A 25859-nucleotide genomic window follows, 5' to 3' on the forward strand; every position below is an offset into this window, starting at 1 on the left:
AATAGAATGAGAGCTCGCCGTGGTCGGTTAACCGTCCTCGTTCCTCTTTTGGCCGTGGGGCTCGTCGCTGCTCCTGGCCTATCCAAAGGCGAGACGGCCGATGCGGTCGAATTGTTCGACGGCACTCATTCGCTGGTCGGCAGTTATCTCGCCGGGCGCATCGCGCGGGCGCAGAACGACGCAGCCGAGGCCGCCGAGTTCTATCGCAACGCTCTCGTCCATGACCCCGACAACGAGCTTTTGCTGGAGCAGGCCTTCCAGATCGAGGCCGCTCGAGGAGACTGGACGCGCGCGTTCAAGCTCGCCGAGGATCTCGTCGGCGTGCAGAAGCAGCACCGGATGGCGCAGCTCGCGCTGGCACTGCGGGATTTCAAGGCGGGCTCCTGGCGCAAATCCGAAGAGCATTTCAAAGCGGCCGGATCGGGTCCGATCGGCGAATTGACGAGCGCGATGGCGCTGGCTTGGGTCGAACTCGCTCAGAACGATGCAGCCGGCGCGCTGACCAAGCTCGATCTTCCGAAGCAGGCCGAATGGGCGCAGTTTTTCCTGCGCTATCACAAGGGACTGATCGCCGACATCGCCGGGCGCCGCAACGACGCGCGGGCTGCCTACGAGCGTGTCTATACGCAGGATTCCCGGACGCTGCGCACGGCACTCGCCTATTCGCGCCACGCGGCCCACATCGGCGATCGCAAGCGCGCGCTTTCGATCGTCAACGAGCATATCGAGAAGTCGCAGGGCGACGGGCATCCGCTGCTGCGCAGCCTCAAGGCCGCGATCGAATCCAACAAGAAGATCGATCCGATCGTGACGACGGCGTCTCAGGGCATGTCGGAAGTGTTCTACGGTCTCGGCGAAGCCCTGATCGGCGAGGGCGCGGTTGCCGTCGGCGTGCTCTATATGCAGATGGCCTTGTTTGTCGAACCGGACCAGCAGTTCGCGCTCGCGGCGCTGGCCAGTGCCTACGAAGGCAACAAGCAATACGCCGATGCGATCAACGTTTATGAGCGCATCCCGCGGACGAGCCCGCTCGCGACCGCGGTCGAGATCCGCAAGGCGTTCAACCTCAATTCGCTCGACAAGGTGGATGAAGCGCGCGCGACGCTGACACGGTTGCTCGAAGATGGGGCGAAGTCTTCGGCGGAGCCCCAGAAGGCGGAAGCCGCGCCTGCGGTTTCGGAATCGGCATCGAGCCTTGCGACGCTGGCGGACGACGAAGTGCTGCGGCTCGGCAAGCGCGGTGACGCGGTGCAGAAGCTGCAAGAGGCGTTGACCGCGCTCGGCTACACGATCGGCACGGCGGACGGCAAGTTCGGTGACGGAACGCGTCAGGCCGTGGTGGCGTTCCAGCGCAAGAACGGCTTGAAGGCCGACGGCGTTGTTGGGCCTCAAACCTTCCGCACGATTGTCGGCGGCAGTGCGGCGCCTTCGGCCAAGACTTCGGCCGATGCCGCGGAAACCGCGATGCCGCTCACGGTTTCGGACCGGCTCGAAATTCTCGATGCGCTCGGCAATATCTTGCGGGCGCGCAAGCTCTATGCCGAAGCCATTCCCTACTACGATCAGGCACTTGCTCTGGTGCCTAAGCCCGAGCGGCGGCACTGGGTCTATTACTATGCGCGCGGCACGAGCTACGAGCGGCTCAAAAACTGGACCGCAGCTGAAGCGGATCTCGAGAAGGCGCTGGCGCTCTATCCGGATCAGCCGCTGATCCTCAACTATCTCGGCTATTCGTGGATCGACCAGGGGCGCAACCTGAAGCAGGGCATGGCGCACATCGAGAAGGCCGTCGCGCTCAAGCCGGATGACGGCTACATCGTCGATAGCCTCGGCTGGGCGCATTACATGCAGGGCAATTTTGCGGATGCCGTGCGCTACCTGGAGCGGGCCGTGGAATTGAAGCCCGACGATCCGGTGCTCAACGATCATCTCGGCGATGCGCTTTGGCGTGTGGGCCGGGAGCGCGAGGCTCGCTATCAGTGGGATCAGGCGCTGTCGCTCAAGCCCGAGCCCGATGACGAGGCGAAGATCAAGAAGAAGCTCGAAACCGGATTGACCGGGGTCGAGACGCCTCATGCAGCCGGTGGCAACGGCAAGCAAGCGGCCAAGGCGCAGGAAAACGAGCAGAAATAACGCCTTCATTTGTGATGGCTGACGGCGCGATCCTGTAGGGTCGCGCTGGCGGCCGATCTCCGCACGGATGCTGTTCGATGACGCCAAAGGGTGAGTTCGGCATCCGTGAGTTCGCTGCGGCGAAGATCAACCTCACGCTCGAAATTGCCGGCCGTCGTTCCGACGGCTTTCACGAGCTTGCAAGCCTCGTTGTGTTTGCGAGCGTCGGCGACGTGGTGACGCTCGATCCGGGGCTGCCACCGGGTTTAAGTCTTTCCGGGGTTTTCGCCGACAGGCTGGCGGGCGCCAATATTCTCGGCCGGGCGCTGGATCTGCTCGACGCGTGCAAACCGAAGCTCGAACTCGGGGCGGTTCATCTCGAAAAAAGTTTGCCGGTTGCGGCTGGTATCGGTGGCGGGTCCGCTGACGCGGGTGCGCTTCTGCGCGCCGTGAGGCGGACGAACGTCGAGGCGGGGCGCGACATCGATTGGCATGGGCTGGCGCGCGAACTCGGGGCCGACGTGCCGGTGTGCTTCGAAAGCCGCCCGCTCTGGATGACGGGGACCGGTGAGCGGCTTGCCGAGCTTGGCGGCGTTCTCCCTGCACTTCACGCCGTGCTCGTCAACCCGATGGCTGCTGTTCCCGCTGACAAAACCGCGCGCGTGTTTCGTGCGCTAGGCGCGGAGCCGCTTGCACCAGACTATGCGCCGCCGCCGGCTCCGAAGTTGGCGGATCGCGGCGCGCTCATCGATTTTGCTCGCGAGCGGGGAAATGATCTCGGAGCCGCCGCGGAGGCGGTTGTTCCGGAAATCGGGCAGGTGTTGTCCGCGCTTCGGCGCGCGCCGGGGATCGAGCACGCAGCCGTGTCCGGTGCGGGTCCGACGTGCTTCGGCATTTTTCCGGATGGCGCGTCGGCGGATGCTGCCCGGCAGCAGCTTGCTGCCGAGCATCCGAGTTGGTGGACCGCTTCGACGACGCTCGGTGGCGGTTCGCTGCGCCAGGAGGCGTAAAGCGTTACCCCGCTCGTCAGCGACTAGTGTGCGCGAGCGATGCAGAAGTCGATGACGTCCTGCATCGCGCTCTTCTCGCGGCTGTCCGGGAAGATGGCGAGGGCGTCGCGCGCGATGCCGCCGTAGTAGCGGGCGCGATCCAGCGTGGCTTCGATGGTGCCGTGCTTTTTCATCAGGCCGATGGCGTGCTCTAGGTCGCCCGACTGGATGTCGCTCGAGACGATCGTGCGGTTCCAGAACTCGCGGTCCTTGTCGCTGCCGCGGCGGAACGAGAGGATGACGGGCAGCGTGATCTTGCCTTCGCGGAAGTCGTCGCCCACGGATTTGCCGAGATTGGCGCTGTCGCCAGAGTAGTCGAGGGCGTCGTCGACAAGCTGGAAGGCGAGGCCGAGGTTACGGCCATAGGACCGGAGTGCAGCCTGCTCATCGGCCGGGCGGTTGGCGATCGCCGCGCCGACTTCGGCTGCCGCAGCAAATAGGGCGGCCGTCTTGGCGTCGATGATCGCGAGATAAGCGTCCTCGGTGGTCGAGGTGTTCTTGGCGGCGGCGAGCTGCATCACCTCGCCTTCGGCGATGGTGGCGGCCGCGTTGGACAAGATCCGAAGCACGGGAAGCGAGCCGACGTCGACCAACATGCGGAAGGCCTGGCCGAGCAGGAAGTCGCCGACCAGAACCGTCGCCTGGTTGCCCCAGATGAGGCGGGCCGTCTTGCGGCCGCGGCGGGTATCGCTTTCGTCCACCACGTCGTCGTGGAGCAGCGTTGCGGTGTGCATGAATTCGATGGCGGAGGCCGTGCGCACGTGGCCGTCACCGCGATAGGCGCAGAGCTTGGAGGCGGCGATGGCCAGCATCGGCCGCAGCCGCTTGCCGCCCGAGTTCACGAGGTGGTGAGTGAGCTTCGGAATCAACTCGACGTGGGAAACGGCCTTGTCGAGGATGATCCGATTGATCGCATTCATATCCTCGTTGACGAGTTCCAGCAGTGGCGCGAGGCTTTGCGAAGGTTCGCGCGCGTCGTTCAGGGGGACAACAACTCCCACGGGCAGATTCCTAAGTTTGTTGCGTACGTTTCTTGACTGCATAAGCTATGGCGATAGCCCGATCTGACGATTTCCTGCTGCCCCCTCATGGGTTTGCTGCATTTCTTCTGTCGATCGCACTATGTTTGTGCACCTTACCCAGAGTTTCGCGGCGACGCATCGGAAAAACGAGATTCCACGAGACATGCCATGACTGTCAGTGATGATGCATTTCTCGGGGGGAGGCTCCAAATTCTCCAACCTCGTCAAGCTTATAGGGCGGGGTTGGACGCCGTGATGCTGGCCGCCGCGGTGAGCGAACGGGTGGGCGGCCCGTTCCGTGTGCTGGATGTCGGCGCTGGCGTGGGGACGGCCGGTCTCGCGGTCGCATGGCGCTGCAGGCAGGCCGAGGTTGTGCTTATCGAGCGGGAGCCTGATCTCGTGCGGTTGGCGCGGGAGAACATTGCGCGGAACGGCCTCGGCGAACGCGTTTCAATTGTGGAAGCGGATCTTCTGCAAGTTTCGACCGCGGCGCTTGCGGCGGCTGGGGTCGGCGAAGCAACTTTCGACCAGGTGATCGCCAATCCGCCCTATCACACCGAGGGCGCGGGGACGGCCGCGCGTCATGCCCTCAAGGCAGCGGCGCACGCCATGCCGGAGGCGGCGCTCGACGACTGGTGCCGGTTTCTGGCGCGCATGGCCCGGCCGGGAGGAGAAGCGCTGATCGTTCACAAGACCGCGGCGCTGCCGGAGCTGATCCAGGCGCTCAAAGGCCGTTTCGGCGGGCTTTCGGCGCTGCCGCTTCATTCGCATGCCGGCGAGCCGGCCGGGCGCATCATCCTCAAGGGCACCAAGGGGTCGCGTGCACCATTCCGCCTCGAATCAGGGCTGTTGTTACACGAGGAGGACGAGCGCTTCACGGCGGGGGCCGAGGGCGTTCTCCGGCTTGGCCAGTCTCTCGCAGTGGCCTATGGGAGAGCCTGGGAAGCTGGCGCCGTCTCTTGAGGCAGGCGTAACGTTTCGACCGAGAAACTTCGAAAGGATGTGATCGCATGGGGCTTTTCAACCGCGGCGTCGTGGTGCCTGTCCTGAGGTTTTCCGGTGCCATCGGCATGGCCGCGCCCCTGCGCCCCGGCCTCAGTATCGCGACGCTGGCCGGGCCGATCGAAAAGGCGTTCTCGATGTCGCGTGCGAAATCGGTGGCGGTCGTCATCAATTCGCCGGGCGGCAGTCCAGTGCAGTCGAGCCTCTTATTCCGCCGTCTGCGTCAGCTCGCGGATGAAAAGGGCAAGAAGATCTACGTATTCTGCGAAGATGTGGCTGCTTCGGGCGGCTACTATCTGGCGGTGGCCGGCGACGAGATCTATGCGGATGCTTCCTCGATCGTGGGATCGATCGGCGTGATTTCGGCGAGCTTCGGGCTCGATCGGGCCATCGAAAAGCTCGGTATTTCGCGCCGCGTTTACACCGCGGGCACCAATAAGGGTGCGCTCGATCCGTTTCAGCCGGAGAAGGCCGAAGATATCGAGCGGCTGAAGGCGATCCAGCGGACCGTGCACGACGTGTTCATCGGGGTCGTGAAGGATCGCCGTCTCGGCCGCATCAAGGGGCCGGATACGGAGGTGTTCTCGGGGGCGTTCTGGTCAGCGCCGGAAGCCCTCGAATTGGGACTGATCGACGGCATCTCGGACGTGCGCACCAAGATGCGCGAGATCCATGGCCCGAACGTGCGGCTACGCGTGGTCGCCGCCGAGCGGGGGCTGTTCAGCCGGATGCGGAAGCTCCCCTCAGTGCTGGGCGGACTGGGTTCAGACGCACATCAAGGTCTTGCATTTGCTGACGATCTGGTGTCGGCTGTGGAAATTCGCGCCCTCTGGTCGCGGTTCGGGCTTTGAACCTTTCCTTGCCGGGTGCGCTTTTGGGTCTTCGATGAGACCTATGATTCACGCTTCGGACTGATAGGGTCCGAAGCGATCATGGTCTGGTGGAGCAGGTTTCGCCATGCCACACGTTTTCGCTCTGGTGATTGCCGGCGCTGGTCTATACGCCGGCTACAAATGGGTGTCGCGCCAAGTGGCGCAGATGCAAGACGCGGTGCGCCGGCAGGAAGCCGATTTGCGCGATGCTGTCGCGCGTGGGCGCGGGGCGCCGAAGGATCTCGGCACGCTCGAACTCGATCCCAAATCCGGCGTGTATCGCCCGCGCGCGAAGTAGTCGCTGCGGTTCGCAATTATCCTTCGCGTGCGAGTTCCTTGGCGAGCGCTTCGAGCAGCTCGCGGGTGCCGTGCTCGCGCTGAAGGATCTGGTCCTGTCCATCGAGATAGGCGCCCTGCTCGGTGAAAATGAGCTTGCTGCCGGAGCCTTCGGGTACGATTTCGGTGGTCGCGAGGGACGCCGATATTCTGCGACCCGCGACCGTCATGTCGTAGGCGATGATGATGCGATTGTCGGGCACGATATCGAAGTAGGTCGCGTCGAAGGTGATCAGATCTCCGCCCTGGAAGCGGAAGCAGCTCGACTCTTTGCCGCCGACGCGAAAATCGAGGTCGTAGGTTTCGATGTCCCAGCCTTCGCCTTCGGCAAACCAGCGCCGTTTGATGACCGGATCCGAATAAGCCTTGAAGACCTTTTGCGGTTTGGCGGGATAAATCTGCTCGATGGTGAAGGAGCCGTGGGCGATGCTGTTCTCACTCATGATTTCACATCCTTGCCGCTGTCGTCGTCATCGGGCTGGCTGGCGAGAAGGTCGCCGAGTTTGTCGAGCTTGCGCTCCCACATCAGGCGGCGCTGGTTGATCCAGCGCTCGGCCATGGCGAGCACCTTCGGATCGGCGCGGCAGGTTCGCACGCGGCCGAGCTTCTCCGAGCGGACGAGCCCGCTCGCTTCCAAAATCTTCAGATGCTGCACGACTGCCGAAAGGGTCATGTCGAGCGGTTCGGCGAGCTTGCTCACTGTTGCGGGGCCGCGGCTCAACTGGTCGAGCATGGCGCGGCGGCCCGCGTCGGCGAGCGCCTGGTAGATGAGATCGAGCTGGTCTGATTGGTGAAGCATTTGCTTAACTATCAAGATTTCGGCCGGCTTGGCAAGAACAGTTTAGTGATTGCTTCAGTTTTGATGGCTGAGACTGCGCGCCGGGCGCGACGCTCGGCTGTGGACGAGGCGGCGTGACAGTGGGACCCGAATGCGTATAGTGCGCCCCTCGCAGCAACCTCCTTCAAAACCATTTGGGCGAACGCGCCTCATGACCAAATCTTCCGCTCGGACAGCCGAAGCCAAGCCCGCCGCGCCAGCGCTTCGGCCGAAGGAAAGCTTTCAGGATCTGATCCTCACGCTGCAGCAATTCTGGGGCGCACAAGGCTGCGTCGTGCTGCAGCCCTACGACATGGAAGTCGGCGCGGGTACGTTTCATCCGGCAACGACCCTGCGTGCACTCGGCCCGCGCCCGTGGAGCGCCTGCTACGTGCAGCCCTCGCGGCGTCCGAAGGATGGACGCTACGGCGAGAACCCGAACCGGCTGCAGCACTACTATCAGTTCCAGGTGATCATGAAGCCGTCACCGGAGAACATCCTCGATCTCTATCTGCAGAGCCTCGACGCCATCGGCATCGACACCAAGGTCAACGACATCCGTTTCGTCGAGGACGATTGGGAGAGCCCGACGCTCGGCGCGTGGGGCCTCGGTTGGGAAGTCTGGTGCAACGGCATGGAGGTGACGCAGTTCACCTACTTCCAACAGGTCGGCGGCTTCGACTGCAATCCTGTCGCCGGGGAAATCACCTACGGTCTTGAACGTCTGGCGATGTACGTCCAGGGCGTCGATCGTGTGTTCGATCTCAACTTCAACGGACGCACCGACGCGCGCAAGCTTTCCTACGGCGACGTTTTTCTGCAGGCGGAGCAAGAATACTCGCGCTTCAATTTTGAGCACGCCGACACGGCGCTGCTGTTGCAGCACTTCCGCGATGCCGAAAAGGAATGCAAGTCGCTGCTCGCCAAGGGCGCAAGTGAGGAAAAACATCTCCTGGTGTTGCCAGCATACGACCAGTGCATAAAAGCCTCACACGTTTTTAATTTGCTCGACGCAAGGGGCGTAATTTCCGTTACAGAGCGTCAGGGATATATCCTGCGCGTGCGTGATCTCGCGAAAGCGTGCTGCGCTGCTTGGCTCGACTCTGATGGAGGCCGCTCGTGAATGAGACCATTATTGGACTGCTCGTCATCGGTATACCGGCGCTGCTGATCGGCGGAATTCTGCTCGGCCGCTACCGGCCGGTGTTCTGGATGTTCTTCGCCGCTCTTCTCATCGGCCTCGGTTATCTCACGACGACGGGAACGGTTGACGATATCGGCAAGCAAGCGATCGGCTATGTCGGCACGCCGCCGCCGGAAGCTCCGGCTGCCACGCCGACCGCCGCTCCCGAGCCGGCGCCCGCTCCTGCCGCTGCGCCTGAGCCTGCTCCGGCACCCGAGGCGGCTCCTGCGCCCGCGCCTGAAGCGGCCCCTGCGCCGGCTCCAGAAGCAACGCCCGCGCCGGAAGCAACGCCGGCTCCAGAGGCCGCACCTTCCGAGCCCGCACCGGCTCCTGCGCCCGCGCCGTAACGTCCGGCGCCGGCTTCGAAAATCTGGATCTCTTGGACGGGGGTACGCGGCAAGCGTGCCCCCGTTTCCGTGTGCTTTCAGGGCGTTTCAAGTTGCCCCGCTGCGGGCGTCCCCGTATGTCTGTGGGCGAGTGGCTCCTTGTTTTGACGTGCTTCTTATCGGAAAACCGGTTCCCACTTTTCCGGAAGCACTCTATCGCTGCTCCCGCTACCTGAAATCTCACGAGGCACGCCCCGATGGCCGAACTTCTGCTCGAGCTTTTTTCCGAGGAAATCCCCTCGCGCATGCAGGCGCGTGCGGCGGACGATCTCAAGCGGCTGGTGACGGAAGGTCTGCGGGCTGCGGGGCTCGCGGTTGGCGAAGCGCACAGCTTTGCGACGCCGCGCCGGCTCGCGCTCGCGATCGAGGATGTGCCCGCGCATTCGCCCGCGATTTCGGAAGAGAAGAAAGGGCCGCGCGTTGGTGCGCCGGAGCAGGCCGTCCAGGGCTTCCTCAAGGCGGCGGGGCTCGCTTCGCTCGGCGACGCCGAGATCGTCAAGGACGAGAAGAAGGGCGACTACTACGTCGCTCGGATCGAGAAGCCCGGACGGGCAGCGGCGGCGATCGCGGCCGAAGTCGTAACCGGCGTGCTCAACAAGTTTCCGTGGCCGAAGTCGATGCGGTGGGGCTCGGGCACGTTCCAGTGGATCCGGCCGCTGAAGTCGATCATCTGCCTGATCGACGGCAAGGTGGTGCCGATCGAGGTCGCGGGGCTCACGGCTTCGAACGCGACGCGCGGACATCGCTTCCACGGCGACGACGTGTTCGAGGTTTCGAACTTCGAGGATTACGCGGAGAAGCTTGCGGGCCATGCGGTGATGCTCAATACGGCTGAGCGCATCGAGGAAATCCGCGAGCAGGCGGAAGGCCTCGCGGACAAGGCCAAGCTCGAACTGATCGCGGACGATGCGCTGCTTGCGGAAAACGCCGGGCTCACCGAATGGCCGGTGGTGCTGATGGGCGAGTTCGAGAAAAGCTTTCTCGAGGTGCCGGCGGAGTGCCTGACGACGTCGATGAAGACGCATCAGAAGTGCTTCTCGCTGCGGGACCCGAAGACGGGCAAGCTCGCAAACCGCTTCATCCTGGTTTCGAACCTGACGGCGGCGGACGGCGGTGCGCAGATCATCTCGGGCAACGAGAAGGTGATCCGAGCGCGCCTGAGCGATGCGAAGTTCTTCTGGGACCAGGACTTGAAGCGTCCGCTCGACGAGATGGCGATCTCGCTCGAAGGCATTACGTTTCACGAGAAGCTCGGCACACAGAAGGAGCGCGTCGAGCGCATCAAGGAGCTGGCGTTCCAGATCGCCGGCGCGGTTGATGCCGATCCTCAGGACGCGCGGCGCGCAGCGGAGCTGTGCAAGGCGGATCTCGTGTCGGAGATGGTCGGCGAGTTTCCTGAGCTGCAGGGCCTGATGGGGCGCTATTACGCCGAGCGCTCCGGTGCCAAGCCCGAGATCGCGCGCGCGATCGAGCTGCATTACAAGCCGAAGGGGCCGACCGACATCGTGCCGAAGGAGGACGAGGGAGACGCAGTGGCGATTGCCGTCGCACTCGCGGACAAGCTCGATACGCTGGTCGGGTTCTGGGCGATCGACGAGAAGCCGACGGGCTCGGGCGACCCGTATCAGTTGCGGCGTGCGGCGTTGGGCGTGATCCGGATTCTTATTGAGAATGATCTCAGGGTACCTCTCGTTCCGGCCATAATCCGATCCCTGACAAATATTCTAGTGGGATCAAGTCGCGTGCGGCTGGGCCAGACGCACGCGGTAAAGCTTGGAGAGCGTGAGAAGCTCGAAACACTCGCGGAAGTTGGTAGATCAACTCAAAACTGGATTGAGAATCTGGAGTTCATGAAGACGTTGCCGGGGTGGCAAGAAGAATGGGGTGTTAGCAAAGCTCGTGAGTTGTCGGGTCCGATTGCTGATCTCCTCTCCTTCTTCGCCGACCGCTTGAAGGTCTATCTCAAGGACAAGGGTGCGCGGCACGATCTGATCGACGCGGTGTTCTCGCTCGGCGGGCAGGATGATCTCGCGTTGATCGTGAAACGCGTCGAAGCGCTGGGCGAGTTCCTCAAGACCGACGACGGCGCGAACCTACTCGCGGGCGTCAAGCGCGCGTCGAACATTCTCGCCATCGAGGAGAAGAAGGACAAGAAGAGCTACGCGGGCGGATACGACCTCAAGCTCCTCAAGGAAAAAGAGGAGCTGGCGCTGGCGGCAGCGATCGAGAGCGTGAAACAGGACACCGTTGCGGCGATCGCGGTCGAGAACTTCAAAGGCGCGATGAATGCGCTTGCTGAGCTGCGCGCGCCGGTCGATGCGTTCTTCGAGAAGGTGACGGTGAACGACGCCGATGCGGCGTTGCGCGAGAACCGCCTCAACCTGCTGTCGGAAATTCGCGCTGCAACTTTGACGGTCGCTGACTTCTCCAAGATCGCGGGCTGATTAAGCTGGTTCAGACCTTGATTGTCATCCCAGGCCTTGTGCCTGGGATCCAGCTAGCGGTCAGGAAGCGGTTCACTGTGATCGAGCCCCGCGTCTCTCTTGGCGGGCTGGATCCTCGGGACGAGCCCGCGGATGACGCCGTGTGCGTGCTGCAGCGTCTCCGGCGCAAACCGGCAAAGTCGTACGCGCACAAAAGTGCCGGCGGCCTTGAGGGGACCGCCGGCTTTTCATAACGAATGAAACGCGCGTCTCGCGGAAGACGCTTACTCCACCGTTACGATCTGTTGAACCGGGCCGCGCCCGCTCGTGGCCGGCTTATCGGCTGCGTCGAAGGCGGTGTTGTTGTCGCCCTCCTCGTGCAGCATGACGATCAGCTTCGCGCCGGCCTTCGCCTTGCGTTCGAGCGGGATCGACACCTCGGCACTTTCGCCGGCCTTCACGGGCGCGTGGCCAATCACGGTGCCCGGAATGGTGCCGGTGAAGTCGGTCGCATGAACGACGAGGTAGCCGTCCTTGTCAGCTTTCACGCTTCCAACGGAAACAGCGGTTTCCGATGCCTTGAGGCCATTCGTCGAAATCATGCTCTCGGCTTGCGCGGCGAATGCGCCCAGCGTCAGAGCTGTCGTCAACGCCAATGCCTGCTTGATCATGAGTGTTTCCTCTCATTTTTGCGGAGACGGCGCACGGGCGCTCGCAACACCTCGATGTGTGCTGCACGCCTCCTATGTGAGAGAAACGCGGGGAGCGACGATCGGGTTCCACGCTCTTTGTGGTGCGAGGGCCGTGTGAGTGGTGCTCACCCGATCGTTAGGCGCTTGCGGCTTGGGCTTCCGCTTCTTCGTAAGCCCCGGTTGCCATCAGCCAGGCTTCCTCGGCTTCCGCGAGACGCTTCGCCGTCTGGCCGCGTTCGAGCGAAACGCGGCTTGCCTTCGCGGGATCGGCGTAGAGATCGGGCGAAGCCAGTGTGGCGTCGAGCTTCGCCAATTCCGCCGTCAGCTTCTCGACGGATTTTTCCGCTGTCTGCATCGCCTTCTTCAACGGGGCCAATTCGGCGCGGCGCTCGGCGGCGGCCTTGCGCTGATCGGCGCGGCTCGCGCGCGCTTCCACGCCGTTATCGTCGGAGGTGCGTTTTTCGGCGCGTGGCGAGCGGGATTGCAGCAGTTCCGTGCGATAGCTCTCCATGTCGCCGTCGTACGACTTCACCGTTCCGTCGGCGACGAGCCAGAGCCGGTCGGCGGTTGCTTCCACGAGGTGGCGGTCGTGGCTGATCAGGATCACGGCGCCTTCGTAGTCGGATATGGCGTGAATGAGGGCTTCGCGGCTGTCGACGTCGAGATGGTTGGTCGGCTCGTCGAGAATCAGAAGATGCGGCGCGTGGAAGGCCGTGAGCGCGAGCAGCAGGCGTGCTTTCTCGCCGCCCGAGAGATTGCCGCATTTGGTATCGGCCTTGTCGGCGCCGAAACCCCAGGTGCCGAGACGCGTGCGGCGCTGGGCTTCGGTTGCCTCCGGCATCAGCTTCACGACGTAATCAAACGGGGTTGAGAGCGGGTTGAGGTCGTCGAGCTGATGCTGCGCGAAATAGCCGACGGTGACGCGGCTGGCGCCGAACACGTCGCCCGAGAGCGGCGCAAGCCTTCCGGCGACGAGCTTTGCGAAGGTTGATTTGCCGTTTCCGTTGGCGCCGAGCAGCGCGATGCGATCGTCCTGGTCGAGCCGGAGATCGAGACCGGTGAGGATAGGCTTTGCGGGATCGTATCCGGCGGTTGCCTTCTCGATGCGGAGCAACGGGCTCGCCAACGCCTTCTCTGGGCTCGGCATCGCGAACGGCGCCACGCGATCTTCCACCTGCGAGGCAATGGGCTGCATCTTGGCGAGCGCCTTGACACGGCTTTGCGCTTGCTTGGCTTTCGTCGCCTTGGCCTTGAAGCGGTCGATGAACGCCTGGATGCGGCGGCGCTCGTCGTCCTGCTTCTTCTTGAGCTTCAGTTCGAGCCGCTGCTTGGCGCGGCGCGTTTCCTCGAAGTCGTCGTAGCCACCGGCGTAGAGCGTGAGCTTGCCCTTGTCGAGATGCAGGATCGCGGCGGCGGCGCGGTTCAGAAGATCGCGGTCGTGGCTCACGATCAGAACCGTATGCGGGTACGATTTCAGATAATTCTCGAGCCACAGGGTGCCTTCGAGATCGAGGTAGTTGGTCGGCTCGTCGAGCAGCAGGATGTCGGGCTCAAGAAACAGCACGGAGCCGAGCGCGACGCGCATCCGCCAACCGCCGGAGAAATCGCGGCACGCGCGCTGCTGGGCGGCTTCATCGAAGCCGAGACCGGCGAGGATGCTGGCGGCGCGGGCAGGTGCGGCGTGGGCACCCATGTCGGCAAGGCGGATCTGGATTTCGGCAATGCGATGCGGATCGGTTGCGGTCTCGGCCTCGGCCAGGAGACCGGCGCGTTCGAGATCGGTCGAGAGAACCCAATCGATCAGGCTCTCGTCGCCGCCCGGGGCTTCCTGGGCGATGCGCCCGATGCGCGCGCCGCGCGGAATGGTGACACTGCCCTGATCGGCATGGAGATCTCCCGCGATCAGTTTCAGGAGCGTCGATTTGCCCGCGCCATTGCGCCCGACGAGGCCGACCTTGTGGCCTTCGGGAATGGCGGCAGTGGCGTCCTCGAGGATGGGCTTGCCTTCGATGCGGTAGGTGAGATCGTTGATGTGCAGCATGGCTGGTGATGCCGATACCCTCTCGCGGGGCACTTGTCACGCGGCTAGCTCTGGATGCCGAGCCATTTCAGGACCGCAAGCATCGCCGCGTAGCTGATAACGGTCACGACGATCCCGATGGCGAGGCTGGGCACAAAGGGCACTCCGCGGCGCAGCAGCAGTGGGAGCACGAGAAACAACGCCAGCGAGGGCAGGACGAGCCAGAAAATGCTGCTCGCGAGGGATGCCACACGCTCGGGATCGCGCGTGTCGGCGTAGAGCCAAATCATGGCTAATACCGACGTCAGCGGCAAGGAAGCGATGATGGCGCCGGCGATGACGCTGCGCTTGGCGGCTTCGGACGTGCCGACGACGAGCAGGCTGGTCAACAGGACCTTGGCGATCTGCTCGACCATTGCGGTCCGCCTCGGTTAGCCGGAAACGACGGGCTTGAGGGTTTCGAACAGCAGGCGCTCCTGCGTGCTCGGGTCCTGGATCGCGAGGTGGGCGGTGAACCAGTCCTTGAGCATGTTGCAAACGCGCTCGCGCGGGGCCTTGGCCAGTTCCTTGGGGTTGGCAAAGAGCTGCATGTCGGCCTGCGTCCAGCCGAGGCGTCCGAGTTCGCCGGCCAGCACGTCGTAGTCGGTCTTGACGGGCGGGGCGTGCTCGCTCGGCTGCTTGCGCCCTTCGGAGATGGCCGCAACCACCGCCACCATCTGCGCTTCGATATCGGCGCTCTTGGCCGGATCATCCATGCGCGTCACGATCGACGGACTGTTCTCGCCGCGCGAAATGAAATCGTAGCAGCCCTCGCCGCTTTCCTGGGAAAGCTGTTTCAGGTTGGCAAGGAAGGCGGCCGCGACCTCCTTGTGGCGCGTCGTGCTTGCGGCAAGTGCGTATTTGGCGTTTTCGCGCCGAAGCTTGACGAATTCGTTGATCAGGTAACGCGTGATCTCGGACTGCTCTTTGTTTTCAGCGGAGAGGCGGGCCACGTCGGCGACGAGGGTCTGATACCAGTCCGGAAATTCCTGCTTGATCGAGACCCAGGTCGTGCGGCTTTGAAGCTTGCGGTCCACGTCCTCGGCCGTGGCGGCAGCGGGCGGTGCAGGTGCGGCGGCGGCAGGCGGGGGCGTGCTTTCGGCAGCCGGCGCGGAGGGAGGAACGGCGTTCGCGACCGTGATCTCGCGGTCGACGATGCCGCCATTCTGCGCGGCGAGGAAATCGAGAATCTCGTCTTTGTGCTGGCTGCTGATCCAGGCGCCGGCACCGGTCATGGCCAGAAGCCCTAACACAACGAGGGCTTTTTTCTTGCCGCTGCTGCGTGGTGCGGTTGCCTGGTCAGGGCGCGGTGTGGCCACCATTTCCGACGGCTTGCGGCTATCGGTTGTCGTACGTTGGCCGAGCGGTGCCGGGCCGCCGGGTCCGGTAAATGGACCTTCCGTTCTCAGCGGATTGGCGGCGGCGCGCGGTGCGATCGGCTCGGGGCGGAAATCCTGAGGGCCGCGTCGGTCAGCGCCGACCGGGATGATGTTTTGAGGCGTGTAGGCGTGCGGCTTCGCTGCTGTCGGCTGGGTAGTCGGCGAAGCACTGGGTGCGGGCGAGGGTGATGTGGTGCTCTCGGGCGTCGATTGGCTGGGTGTGACAGACGTGGTTTGCGGGCCGGCAGAAGGGGTGGCCGCGGCGGCAGGCGAGGACGCTGGCGACGGTGATGGAGCGGGTTGGTCGCCGATGGTCGGGAAAACCGAGGCGGCAGTCCGCCAATCGGAGAAACCCTGGCGCCATACCAGGTCAGTTCCCTTCAGATGGGAAAGCTCGACAAGCTTCTTAAGCTCGACGTCCGAGATCGGCCCGTGCTGCTTGCCGTCGCGGGCGATGTACCACTGAATGTCTGTCTCTATTGCGCTCATGCCTGCTCATACCATGAAGTGGAAAAGTCGGTACAAGTCATCGTCGTGTTGCAAACCTGATGTCACAGGCTATTCATGCCTGAAAACCGGCTCGTCGCCCAATCGTTAACTTAGCGCTTGTGATCGCCCGGTCGTCATTATCCACCAGCCTTGATCCCGCCCGGTCTCAAAGCTTCGTCATGGACTTCAGGGATAGTCTATGCAATCTCCGCACCGTAAAGTGATCAGACATTGAATCCGGGCTTTTACAGGGCATTTTCGCTTCCGTTGGCGCAGGAACGTCAGCCTGCGTTAAGGCGCCGCCTTACTCGGGAGCAGATCAGAGCCCTATAAGCCACCCCGATGTAAGAACAATTCGAAACAATAGAGAAATCGAGAGACCAAGATGGCCATCGAGCGCACCTTCTCAATCATCAAGCCGGATGCGACGAAGCGCAACCTGACCGGCGCCGTGAATGCCGTAATCGAAAAGTCGGGCCTGCGCATCGTTGCACAGAAGCGCGTCAGGCTGACCGAGGCCCAGGCCCAGGAATTCTACGCAGAGCACAAAGAGCGCCCGTTCTTCGGCGAGCTCGTGACCTTCATGACCTCGGAGCCGATCGTGCTTCAGGTGCTCGAGGGCGAGGGCGCGATTGCGAAGTATCGTGAAGTTATGGGCGCGACCGACCCGGCGCAGGCCGCCGAGGGCACGATCCGTAAGCTGTTCGCGGTTTCGAAGGGCGAGAATTCGGTTCACGGCTCGGACAGCGCGACGTCCGCCGCACGCGAGATCGATCTTTTCTTTAAGGCTAACGAAATCGTCGGCTAACTTTTCCGGTGCTCGCGGGCCAATTCGCGACCACCGAGTTTCGCAACGAAAACGGGCCCTTTCGGGCCCGTTTTTTATTGGTTCGCCTTTGCGGAGCGAGATCAGCTCAGCTCGCGCACACGGAAGAGAAGCCCGCCGCGCGGCGTCAGCGTCACGGTCGCGTTGATGCCCGGCGGTTCGAGACCGACATACTCCGGGCGGAAGCGACGCAGCAGGATCGACAGCGCCAACGTGTTCTCGACCTGGCTCATGGCGCCGCCGATGCACGAGCGCTTGCCGGCGCCGAACGGGATGTAGCTGTACTTCACCTGCTTCTGGGTCTTGTCCATCCAGCGTTCGGGGATGAACGCCTCGGGATCCTTCCAGAACTTTGGATTGTGATGGGCGCCGTAGCCGAACAGCACGATGCGGTCGCCGGGCTTGATCTCCTTGCCAGCGATGACGTCGGCCTCGGCGGCAACGCGGATCAGGCTCCATACCGGCGGGTAGAGACGCATGGTCTCCTGAATGACCGAGCGGGTGTACTGGAGGGCGGAATAGTCGGCTGCAGTTGGTTCACGGTCGCCGCAGACGGCTTCGCCTTCGCGGCGGATGCGCTCGGCGGCTTCCGGATGGGTCGACGTGAGATACAGTGCCCAGGCGAGCGTCAGCGCCGTCGTTTCGGTGCCGGCCCACAGGTACTGCTTGATTTCGTCGACGGCCTGCTGGCGGTCGAACTCCGGAATGTTCGGATCGGCGACGGCGGCTTCGATCATGTTGAGCAGCGTCTTTTCACGCTCCTCGCGCGGATCGGCTGCGAACACGGCGGGCGGAACGCTCCACCAGGCCTCGACGGCCTTGGCGGTGTCTTCCTCGCCGACCTCGAACAGGGCGTCGGACTGACGCTTCAGGCGGATGTCCTTGTGGTTCGATACGTCGGTATAGGTCTTCACGCACTTGAACACGAAGTGCGGGTTGAACGGCATGTCGCGATCGAACAGCGCCTTGCAGATCATGTCAGCGGCGAGCGTCCAGGTCTGCTCGACCATCTCGAAGGTCTCGCCGGTCTTGGCCAGCTCGCCCCAGTTGGCCATCTTGGTTTTGATGGCCTCGATGAAATAGGGGATGTAGTCGCCGAACGCGTCGGGGTGGAACGCCGGCTGCTGGGGCATGCGGATCTTCTGCCAGAGCGCGCCGTCGTGAGTGATCATCGACTTGCCGAAGATCGGCTTCAGGCCGTCGAAGTATTTGGTGTAATTGTCGACCTTGGTGACCAGCACGTGCTTGAAGTACTCGGGATCGGTCACGAGCACGACACGCTGGTTGGCCATATTGACGGGGATCACGGGGCCATAGCGTTCCGCCATCTGCATCAGAAGGCGCATCGGATTCTCGGGATCTTTGAGCAGCGGGGTCAGGTTGAACCAGATGCTGCTCTCGTCGCCGAGGCCCATGCCAGACTGTTGTTCAGTGTTTTCTGCGGTCATACGAAGTTTTTCTCCGGGTCGATCCGGTGGGGCCAAGCCGGTCCCGATGCATGGTCATTGGTGATGCGATCGCGGCTTCGGGTCCAAGTGCGGACACGAGCGCGGCGCTCTTCTCTGCGGGTCTCTTTATTCGCTAAGCTACTGATCAACAGTGCTCTTGTCGAAAAGCGGACCCGTGCTTTTCCGAGCATTCTAGCACACGTACCCCGAACGCCTTGTGTTCCCGGGGTTACTGTCCGCGTCGTTCGATGGGCGGACTTTAGGCCCCCCAAATTCAGACTGTCCATGCGGCAGCGTTACCCGGGGTTTCCAAAAGACCAATCCGGACGGTGGATGAAGGTTCAGTATCCGCCGTTCAAAGGGAAGGCGAGTACAGTGCCTGCTCTTGGTTAATCCCAGCATTACCAGTGTCTTGCCACTGTAGCAGCTCTCCGGCCACCCGGACTTGACCTTGAACAACCAGGGCGAGCGCACGGGGATAAAGCCGGTGCTCGGCGGCCAGAACGCGTGCCGCCAGGCTCTCTGCCGTATCCGAAGCCAGAACCGGGACCGCCGCCTGCCCGATGATCGGGCCATCATCCATCTCCGCGCGCACGAAGTGGACGGTGCAACCCGAGATCCTGACGCCGGCTTCAAGCACGCGCTCATGGGTTTTGAGGCCCTTGAACGACGGCAGCAGCGACGGGTGAATGTTGATCATGCGGTCCCGCCAGCGCTCGACGAATCCTGGCGTCATCAGACGCATGAAGCCGGCGAGGGCGACGATGTCGATTTTCGACAGGTCGAGCATACCCTGCAGCTGGCCTTCGAAATGCTCGCGGCTTTCGTAGTGTTTGTGGTCGAAGCCGAGTGCGGGAATACCCTGGGCCTTGGCCCAAGCGAGGCCTGCCGCATCGGGGCGGTTTGCGATCACGAGAGCGATCTCGGCCGGATAGTCGGGAGCACGCGCGGCTTCAACAAGAGCCTGCATGTTGGAGCCGCGGCCGGAGATCAGGACGGCGACTCGCTTCTTAGGGGATGTTGTCATGGCGGGGTCCATACCACAGCAGGCCCGCGGTATGCACGGGGTGGGCGACAAGATGCTTTCCGCCGGTTGGCTAGGGCTCGCGCCGAGGCTCTTCGAGCGCTGGAGGGCATGCGATCGAAGGGATACGCGGCGTGTGGGACACGCCGCGCTCGTATGCGTCTTAAATGTGGGTCAGCGCCTCAGCGACGCTAGCCTACAGGGAGATGGCCCGTTTCGTGGTCGCGCACGGCCCAAACCGCGAGGACCAACGTCGCGACGCCGATCAGTACGTGCGTTAGCTTTGCCGCCTCGTGACCGTTGAACCCGAGCACCCATGGCGCGACGATGAGCCAAAGGCCAAGCACGGCATTGATCCATTCCTCCCAAGCCTGGAAAGCAAGAATGGTCGCGAGCGCCAGGATCGCGATGAGTGCGCCGATGATGTGCGCGTTAAATGACGGTGCGCGCTCTGTGCTGAAACCCAGCACGAAGGGAGAAAGAAAGAGCGCGACGCCGAGCAGGAAGTTTACGCCATCCTGCCAAGTGCCAAATGTCCGTTCCATATGCCAACCTCCTTTAGGTCGACAGCATAGGGGTCACGATGACCCCCTCATATGAGTGAGAACTAAGCGTGTCGTGTTGTCCTTCAAGGCCGCTACGCGCCGTCTCGCGATCGATTTTTCAGTGCAGCGTTAAATGCTACGGCGCAACATCACAGCCTGTGATCTCCCGCACTGCGACGATCAACTTTGAGCGCTGTTTGGTCGCTGACCTGTTGGCGGATCGCTGCTTTGCTTCCTATATTCCTCCCCAGGAACTCGGACGCTGGCCGGGCCTGAAGCGACACTGAAAGAGTTTGCTTCGATGTGCTCGCGAGAAGGCCTCCCGGCGGTCTCATCGATGACGATCACCGCAACGATCGGAGGCCAATCATGGGTATCGCATCAACGGTTCAGCACTTTCTCGATGGCCGAGGTGTCGCTTACGACGTGCTGACGCACGATCGGACGCTGCGCTCTTCGACAACAGCCGAAGCTTGCGGCATATCGGAGGACAATCTGGCGAAGGGCGTGCTCGTGCGGCACAGGGATGGCTATCTTCTGGCGATCCTGCCGGCTTCGCGGCACCTCGAACTGGAAGATCTCGGCGTTTGGCTCAAGCACCCGGTTGGCCTGGCGACCGAAACGGAAATCGCGAAAATATTTGGCGACTGTGAGTTGGGGGCGGTGCCGCCGGTCGCGGGGGCTTATGGCCTGCCGGGCGTCATGGACGACAGCCTCGAGGGGTTCGAGGACATTTACTTCGAAGGCGGCGACCATCGCACGCTCGTGCACCTCAACGGGCGCGAGTTCCGTCGCCTCATGGTCCAGGTGCCGCACTCTCACATCAGCAGGCCGAACCACTGATGCCGGTGTTTGCCTGCGCGCGAGTTAGTTGAATTTCAGTGCGCCTTCGTAGGTCACGGCCCAGGCTTCGCCCTTGCCTTTGGCGGAGCTTTTTTCGCCGGTGGGCGGTGTAATCTCGCCGATTACGACAGGCGCTTCACCGGCAGCCGAGAGGCTCGCGATCACGGCGTCGACGCCGTCCTTGGCGACGACGAGGATCATGCCGATACCGCAGTTGAAGGTGCGCAGCATTTCCGCGTCGGGGAGGCGCCCGGCCTTGGCCAGCCAGCCGAACACGGCGGGCGCGCGCCAGCTCGTCAGATCGATGGTGGCGGCAACCGTCGGCGGCAACACGCGCGGCAGGTTTTCGGATAAGCCGCCGCCAGTAATGTGGGAGAGTGCCTTGATGGGGCCATCCATGGCGCCGCCGGAGGCTTCGATCGCGGCGAGCACGGGCTTTACATAAATGCGCGTCGGCTCGAGCAGCGCGTCGGCGAGCGTTTTGTCCGGTGCGAAGGGGGCGGGTGCATCCCAGCCGAGCTTCTCTTCCGCGGCAAGGCGGCGGACCAGCGAATATCCATTCGAATGCACGCCGGAAGACGGCAGCCCGATGACGACGTCGCCGACTGCGACGTCGGGCCGGGGCAGGATCTCGCCACGCTCGACGGCACCTACCGCGAAGCCGGCAAGGTCGTAGTCGTCGCCCTTGTAGTGGCCGGGCATTTCGGCGGTTTCGCCGCCGATCAAGGCGCAGCCGGCTTGGCGGCAACCCTCGCCGATGCCGGAGACCACTTCGGTCGCGGTTTTCACGTCAAGTTTGCCGACAGCGAAATAATCCAGGAAAAACAGAGGCTCAGCACCCTGGACGACGAGATCGTTCACGCACATGGCGACGAGGTCGATGCCGATGGTGCTGTGGCGGCCGGTGTCGATGGCGATGCGGAGCTTGGTGCCGACGCCGTCGTTGGCGGCAACGAGCACGGGATCTCGGAAGCCGGCGCCTTTGAGGTCGAACAGGCCACCGAAGCCGCCAAGGTCGGCGTCGGCGCCGGTGCGGCGCGTCGATTTGGCGATGCCTTTGATAGCCTCGACCAGCGCGTTGCCGGCGTCGATGTCGACGCCCGCTTCACGATAGGTGATGCTCTTCTCTGATCCGTCCGCTGATTGGCTCATGAATCCTCGGAACTCAGCCGGGTTCGATTGGTCGCGCTTTGACTGTCGGTAAAATCGCTTTACGCTTTTCGGGACACAGTCTTATCCCTACTTTCGCCCGAAAGTGAACGGGAGATGGGCCTCCTACCAGCTTGAGGGCGGCGCGGCAACGGACATCGGGGCGCGCCGGGGTTAGCCGCGGCTTCTGTTTTGCCGCGGGACCGGAAGCGCGGGGGAGCCGGAAGACCGGTACTGACGACGCTGGAGGAACCGAGAGTTGGCTTTTTTGAACCGGATTTCCGGGCTTGTGCTTGGGTTTGCCTGGGCTGCCGTGATCGCGTCGGCGCCAGCTGATGCTGCGCCCGCCGACAAGGTTTACACGATCGCCAACTATCCGGTGGATGCAACCGCCAAGGATGCGGTGGCCGCCAAGGAAAAGGCTCATGCCGAGGGGCAGCAGGCCGCGTTCGGCGCGCTCTTGAAGCGGATCGTGCCGGTGACGGCCTATAATCGCATCGACCGGCTCAAGAGCTTGCCGGCCGGGAACTATATCGACGGAGTCGCGATCCGCTCGGAACAGAACTCCAACACGCAGTACATCGCGAGCCTCGACTTCTCGTTTCAGGCGAACTCGATCCGCGACCTTCTGCATCGCGAAGGTGTTCCGTTCGTCGAGGAGCAATCGCCGCGCCTGGTGGTGGTGCCGGTGACGGCGGAACCAGGTGACAACGGGAAGCTGCGCTATCGTTCGGCCAGTGGAGCGTGGAGCCAGGTCTGGAAGGGGCTCGATCTCGACAATACGCTGACGCCGCTGCGCATCGAGGCGCTGCTGCCGGCAATTCACGAGGATACGATCGTTGCCACATTGAATGGCGACGATAGCGTCGAGCGCGTGCTGACCGGCGAATACAAGGCGGATTTCGTGCTGTTCGCCGTATCGGAGGTCGATACCGCGGGCAAGCAGCTCAACGTGACGCTGGCGGGTATCGATCCGGCCGGGCTGCTTTCATGGCGGCGCAGCTATCGGCTTACGGACGGTGACGTGAACTATGCAATGGAGTTCGCCGCCGTCGTCACGCAGGGCGTGCTCGAAGGACGATGGAAGGTCGCAAAATCCGAAGAGAGCGGGCAGGGCGGCTTTGCAGGCGGCAGCTCGGCTGGTGGTGGCTTCGGCGGTTCCGGCGGCGGCGGTGGCGCAGGCGATCTGCACATGGCGGTCGAATTCTCGAGCCTCGAAGAATGGAACGATTTGCGCGGGCAACTGCTCGATGTGCCGGGTGTCGACGACGTGCGCATCGGGGCCGTGTCGGCGCGCAGCGCGGATGTCTCGCTGCGCTATCCCGGTGGGGGCACGGGGCTTGCCGCCGTGCTCGCGCGGCATGGGCTGTCACTCACCGGTGGTGGGGGGCAGTGGGTGCTGAGGTCGGGTTACTGATCTCGTCTCGCCGCAAACATTCAAAATCCTAATTGAAATCAGGTTGTTGATGTAATTTTTGTGCGCCGCGGCGTGCGAGATCGGATGCAAAATGCGGCAGGCTGGCGTATGACGCGTCAAGAGCCCTGCTGTTGCTTTCTGCCGGAAGCGCGGCAGGGGTTCGTCAGCCCGGCTGGCGGCGCTCGTGAAGCTCGTATCGAAATGAAAGGTCCGGGCCAGCAAGTTGAAAACAAAACTGCCCCGGATTTAGTGACGTATGGTCGTGTTTCGAGCTTCAGGTCCCAGCCATTTGAACATCCCAAATCTCATCACCTTGGGGCGCGTCATTCTGGTGCCCGTCGTGTTCTGGCTGCTGGTGTCCGGACAGACGCAGCTTGCCTTCTTCGCGTTCGTGCTGGCTGGCGTTTCAGACGCGGTGGATGGCTTCATCGCAAAGCGGTTCGGTCTTGCGACGGAACTCGGCGCCTATCTCGATCCGTTGGCCGACAAGCTCCTGATCGTCTCGATTTTCGTTGCGCTCGGCGTGCGTGGCGCGCTGCCGTCATGGCTCGTCATTGCGGTGGTTTCGCGCGATATCCTGATCATCGTCGGGGTCATGCTGTCGTGGCTTCTGGATCATCCGGTGCGCATCAGTCCGCTCGTGGTCAGCAAGGCGAACACGGCCGCGCAGATCGTGCTGGCCGGAACGGTGCTCGCCGATGACGGGTTCGGTCTCGGATTGGAGATCATCCGCATCGGTCTGGTGTGGATTGTGGGGGCGCTTACGGTCGCCTCGCTCTGGGCGTATCTCAGGGCTTGGCTTCGACACATGTCTGGTTAAAGTTCCGCGTTCGGCCGCCGGAGCATCCGCGGCAGTTGCTCGGCATGTGCGGATTTGAAATCCGGGTGCTTTGGCCGGGAGGCCCGCTCGTTCAGGCCACGCACTTATTCAGTCCGGGCAAATCGGAGACGGAGACACTATGCGCGCCGAACGGCAGGTTCTGTTTTGGGTCACGGCGGCGGGATTGCTCATCCTGACCATCGCGATGCTCAAGGAAATCCTGCTGCCGTTCGTTGCAGGCATTGCGGTCGCCTACTTCCTGAGCCCGCTGGCCGACCGGCTGGTGTCACTCGGGCTCAACCGGGTGATTGCCTCGCTGTTGATCGTCGCGACGCTGGCGGTAGTGGCGATTGCGGCCATCGTTCTTGTCGCGCCGATCATTCTGGCGCAGGCGCAAGAGTTTGCAGCCGCGCTGCCGGGCGAAGTCACGCGCATCAAAGGCTTGCTCGAGGTCTGGGCGCGCGAGCGGTTCGGTCCCGGGTTCGGCGGTCTCGACGGGCAGATCGACCGCGCCTCCGATGCGCTCGCGGAAAACTGGGCGAGCCTGGCTGGCTGGGCCGCGACGTCGATCTGGAGCCGCAGTCTCGCGATCGTGAACTTTCTGGCGTTGATGCTGGTGACGCCGCTGGTCGTCTTCTATCTGCTGGTCGATTGGCATCCGATGCTGGAGAAGATCGACGGCTGGCTGCCGCGTGGGCATGCGGCTTCGATCCGGACGCTGGCGTCGGATATGAACGACGCGGTTGCCGCGTTCGTGCGCGGGCAGGGCGCCGTGTGCCTTATCCTCGGCTCGTTTTATGCGGTGGCGCTGTCGGCGGTCGGGCTCGATTACGGTCTCCTCATCGGTCTTGCCACCGGATTGCTCGCCTTCATTCCTTTCGTCGGCTGGGCGCTGGGCTTCATCACGGCGACGACGGTCGCGATCATTCAGTTCTGGCCCGAGCTTCTGCCGATCCTGATCGTCGTCGGTATTTTTCTTGCCGCGCAGGCCGCAGATGCGGGCTTCCTCAGCCCGACCATCGTTGGATCCAAGATCGGGCTGCATCCGGTCTGGCTTATTTTCGCGCTCTTCGTGTTCAGCTATCTGTTCGGTCTCGTCGGCACGCTGGTTGCGGTGCCGCTCGCGGCTGCGCTCGGCGTGCTGATCCGCTTCGCGCTCGATGTCTATCTCAAGAGCCCGGTCTATCAGGGGCCACCGGTTGCGGCGCTGCCCGTCGACCCGGTTTCCGAATCCGAGATCACTCCATGACCGCACGCGCCAATTCCGGGCCTGAGCAACTCGTGCTCGCGCTCCCCCATCGTCAAGCGCAGGAAGCGCAGGACTTCCTCGTCAGCAGCTCCAATGCGGGCGCGGTGGATCTCGTGGATGGCTGGCCGAACTGGCCTCTGCACGCGGCAATCGTGGTCGGACCATCCGGCGCCGGAAAAAGCCATCTCGCAAACGTGTGGCGCATGCGCTCGCAGGCTGCGGTGCTCGCTGCAGAAACGCTCGATGAAACCGCCGTTGCCATCTTCGAGGCGCGGCGCACGCTGGTGGTCGAAGATATCGATCGCGGTATCGGCAGCGAGCAGGTGCTGTTTCACCTGCTCAACCTTGCCCGCGAAAAGTCGGGCTCGTTGCTGATGACCTCGCGCGTCGCGCCGGGGGAGATGGTGATCGGGCTGCCGGATCTCAGGTCGCGGCTGAGGGCCATTCCGCCGGTTCTGATCGAGCCGCCGGACGAAGCCCTGATCCGGTCGGTGATGGTCAAACTGTTCGCGGACCGCCAACTCGTCGTGGAACCGCATGTCGTGAGCTATCTTGCGCTCCACATGGAGCGCTCGATGGCGGCGGCGACGCGGCTGGTGGCGGATTGCGACAGGCTTTCGCTGGCGATGCAACGCAAGGTCACGCGCGCGGTGGCGGCGGCTGCCTTGGCCCGAGAATCAAGCGAAGTGGACGAGGAAAGCGACGAGTAACGTTGTC

At 63.1% G+C, this 25859-nt stretch carries 25 protein-coding genes; 14 read left to right on the forward strand and 11 right to left on the reverse strand.

Annotated elements, in window-relative coordinates; genetic code table 11:
- Window positions 1-6 precede the first annotated feature (6 nt).
- A complete protein-coding gene (locus RCO24_RS11655) occupies window positions 7-2133 on the forward strand; it encodes a tetratricopeptide repeat protein (RefSeq protein ID WP_308962197.1) in 2127 nt (708 codons plus the stop codon).
- Window positions 2134-2210: 77 nt separating this feature from the next.
- Window positions 2211-3122: a 4-(cytidine 5'-diphospho)-2-C-methyl-D-erythritol kinase gene (locus tag RCO24_RS11660; protein WP_308962198.1), complete on the forward strand. Its 912-nt coding sequence runs from the start codon at window positions 2211-2213 to the stop codon at window positions 3120-3122.
- A 23-nt stretch (window positions 3123-3145) separates the two neighbouring features.
- Here the strand turns inward: RCO24_RS11660 and RCO24_RS11665 are convergent, their stop codons facing one another.
- Window positions 3146-4162 (reverse strand): polyprenyl synthetase family protein, encoded by a 1017-nt coding sequence (locus tag RCO24_RS11665; protein WP_308962200.1) that lies wholly within the window; start codon window positions 4160-4162, stop codon window positions 3146-3148.
- 276 nt (window positions 4163-4438) lie between these two features.
- On the opposite strand from RCO24_RS11665, the gene RCO24_RS11670 reads away from it, so the two are divergent.
- From RCO24_RS11670 to RCO24_RS11680, 3 genes are all read left to right on the forward strand, one after another.
- Window positions 4439-5146: a methyltransferase gene (locus tag RCO24_RS11670; protein WP_308962202.1), complete on the forward strand. Its 708-nt coding sequence runs from the start codon at window positions 4439-4441 to the stop codon at window positions 5144-5146.
- A gap of 47 nt (window positions 5147-5193) precedes the next feature.
- Window positions 5194-6036, forward strand: a complete 843-nt coding sequence (locus tag RCO24_RS11675; RefSeq protein ID WP_308962204.1) for a S49 family peptidase — start codon at window positions 5194-5196, stop codon at window positions 6034-6036.
- Between the two features lie 106 nt (window positions 6037-6142).
- On the forward strand, window positions 6143-6355 hold the full coding sequence (locus RCO24_RS11680) for a hypothetical protein (protein ID WP_308962205.1): 213 nt from the start codon (window positions 6143-6145) through the stop codon (window positions 6353-6355).
- A 16-nt stretch (window positions 6356-6371) separates the two neighbouring features.
- Here the strand turns inward: RCO24_RS11680 and RCO24_RS11685 are convergent, their stop codons facing one another.
- Together RCO24_RS11685 and RCO24_RS11690 are read right to left on the reverse strand one after the other, a co-directional pair.
- Window positions 6372-6836, reverse strand: coding sequence for an SRPBCC family protein (locus RCO24_RS11685; protein ID WP_308962207.1), 465 nt, complete (start codon window positions 6834-6836; stop codon window positions 6372-6374).
- Complete coding sequence (locus tag RCO24_RS11690; RefSeq protein ID WP_308962208.1) at window positions 6833-7192, reverse strand: metalloregulator ArsR/SmtB family transcription factor; 360 nt, start codon at window positions 7190-7192, stop codon at window positions 6833-6835. Before RCO24_RS11690 ends, RCO24_RS11685 begins: the two co-directional genes overlap by 4 nt.
- 190 nt (window positions 7193-7382) lie before the next feature.
- Here RCO24_RS11690 and RCO24_RS11695 point away from each other — a divergent pair, with 190 nt between their 5' ends.
- The 3 genes from RCO24_RS11695 to glyS all read left to right on the forward strand — a co-directional run bounded on the left by RCO24_RS11695 (window position 7383) and on the right by glyS (window position 11223).
- Window positions 7383-8333, forward strand: coding sequence for a glycine--tRNA ligase subunit alpha (locus RCO24_RS11695; RefSeq protein WP_308962210.1), 951 nt, complete (start codon window positions 7383-7385; stop codon window positions 8331-8333).
- A complete protein-coding gene (locus RCO24_RS11700) occupies window positions 8330-8740 on the forward strand; it encodes a hypothetical protein (protein WP_308962211.1) in 411 nt (136 codons plus the stop codon). The genes RCO24_RS11695 and RCO24_RS11700 overlap by 4 nt, the downstream gene beginning before the upstream one ends.
- A 236-nt stretch (window positions 8741-8976) precedes the next feature.
- A complete protein-coding gene (gene glyS / locus RCO24_RS11705) occupies window positions 8977-11223 on the forward strand; it encodes a glycine--tRNA ligase subunit beta (protein ID WP_308962213.1) in 2247 nt (748 codons plus the stop codon).
- A 263-nt stretch (window positions 11224-11486) separates the two neighbouring features.
- Here glyS and RCO24_RS11710 read toward each other — a convergent pair whose 3' ends face one another.
- From RCO24_RS11710 to RCO24_RS11725, 4 genes are all read right to left on the reverse strand, one after another.
- On the reverse strand, window positions 11487-11873 hold the full coding sequence (locus RCO24_RS11710) for a hypothetical protein (protein WP_308962214.1): 387 nt from the start codon (window positions 11871-11873) through the stop codon (window positions 11487-11489).
- A 157-nt stretch (window positions 11874-12030) separates the two neighbouring features.
- Window positions 12031-13935 (reverse strand): ABC-F family ATP-binding cassette domain-containing protein, encoded by a 1905-nt coding sequence (locus RCO24_RS11715; RefSeq protein WP_308962216.1) that lies wholly within the window; start codon window positions 13933-13935, stop codon window positions 12031-12033.
- Between the two features lie 44 nt (window positions 13936-13979).
- On the reverse strand, window positions 13980-14330 hold the full coding sequence (locus RCO24_RS11720) for a DUF3147 family protein (protein ID WP_308962218.1): 351 nt from the start codon (window positions 14328-14330) through the stop codon (window positions 13980-13982).
- Window positions 14331-14345: 15 nt separating this feature from the next.
- Window positions 14346-15821 carry a DUF4339 domain-containing protein gene (locus RCO24_RS11725; protein WP_308962221.1) on the reverse strand — a complete coding sequence of 492 codons (1476 nt, stop codon included), beginning with the start codon at window positions 15819-15821 and terminating at the stop codon, window positions 14346-14348.
- Window positions 15822-16206: 385 nt separating this feature from the next.
- Between RCO24_RS11725 and ndk the strand changes: the two genes are divergently transcribed.
- Window positions 16207-16629, forward strand: coding sequence for a nucleoside-diphosphate kinase (ndk, locus tag RCO24_RS11730; RefSeq protein WP_308962222.1), 423 nt, complete (start codon window positions 16207-16209; stop codon window positions 16627-16629).
- A 101-nt stretch (window positions 16630-16730) separates the two neighbouring features.
- On the opposite strand, the gene RCO24_RS11735 is transcribed toward ndk, so the two are convergent.
- From RCO24_RS11735 to RCO24_RS11745, 3 genes are all read right to left on the reverse strand, one after another.
- Entirely contained in the window at window positions 16731-18095 is a 1365-nt protein-coding gene (locus RCO24_RS11735) for a cytochrome P450 (RefSeq protein WP_308962224.1), read from the reverse strand.
- Window positions 18096-18450: 355 nt separating this feature from the next.
- A complete protein-coding gene (purN, locus tag RCO24_RS11740) occupies window positions 18451-19122 on the reverse strand; it encodes a phosphoribosylglycinamide formyltransferase (protein WP_308962225.1) in 672 nt (223 codons plus the stop codon).
- 188 nt (window positions 19123-19310) lie between these two features.
- A complete protein-coding gene (locus RCO24_RS11745) occupies window positions 19311-19664 on the reverse strand; it encodes an SPW repeat protein (RefSeq protein ID WP_308962227.1) in 354 nt (117 codons plus the stop codon).
- Window positions 19665-20033: 369 nt separating this feature from the next.
- Between RCO24_RS11745 and RCO24_RS11750 the strand changes: the two genes are divergently transcribed.
- A complete protein-coding gene (locus RCO24_RS11750; RefSeq protein ID WP_308962229.1) occupies window positions 20034-20507 on the forward strand; it encodes a YbaK/EbsC family protein in 474 nt (157 codons plus the stop codon).
- Between the two features lie 24 nt (window positions 20508-20531).
- On the opposite strand, the gene purM is transcribed toward RCO24_RS11750, so the two are convergent.
- Window positions 20532-21659: a phosphoribosylformylglycinamidine cyclo-ligase gene (gene purM, locus RCO24_RS11755; protein ID WP_308962231.1), complete on the reverse strand. Its 1128-nt coding sequence runs from the start codon at window positions 21657-21659 to the stop codon at window positions 20532-20534.
- Between the two features lie 256 nt (window positions 21660-21915).
- Between purM and RCO24_RS11760 the strand changes: the two genes are divergently transcribed.
- The 4 genes from RCO24_RS11760 to RCO24_RS11775 all read left to right on the forward strand — a co-directional run bounded on the left by RCO24_RS11760 (window position 21916) and on the right by RCO24_RS11775 (window position 25852).
- The gene (locus tag RCO24_RS11760; protein ID WP_308962232.1) at window positions 21916-23073 is read left to right on the forward strand and encodes a DUF2066 domain-containing protein; all 1158 of its coding nucleotides are present in this window, start codon (window positions 21916-21918) and stop codon (window positions 23071-23073) included.
- Window positions 23074-23362: 289 nt separating this feature from the next.
- The gene (locus RCO24_RS11765) at window positions 23363-23893 is read left to right on the forward strand and encodes a CDP-alcohol phosphatidyltransferase family protein (protein ID WP_308962434.1); all 531 of its coding nucleotides are present in this window, start codon (window positions 23363-23365) and stop codon (window positions 23891-23893) included.
- 139 nt (window positions 23894-24032) lie between these two features.
- The gene (locus RCO24_RS11770; protein WP_308962234.1) at window positions 24033-25142 is read left to right on the forward strand and encodes an AI-2E family transporter; all 1110 of its coding nucleotides are present in this window, start codon (window positions 24033-24035) and stop codon (window positions 25140-25142) included.
- Window positions 25139-25852: a hypothetical protein gene (locus RCO24_RS11775; protein ID WP_308962236.1), complete on the forward strand. Its 714-nt coding sequence runs from the start codon at window positions 25139-25141 to the stop codon at window positions 25850-25852. Before RCO24_RS11770 ends, RCO24_RS11775 begins: the two co-directional genes overlap by 4 nt.
- Window positions 25853-25859: the final 7 nt, after the last annotated feature.

The organism is Hyphomicrobium sp. LHD-15 (assembly GCF_031157355.1).
In the GTDB taxonomy this organism is placed as follows: domain Bacteria; phylum Pseudomonadota; class Alphaproteobacteria; order Rhizobiales; family Hyphomicrobiaceae; genus Hyphomicrobium_C.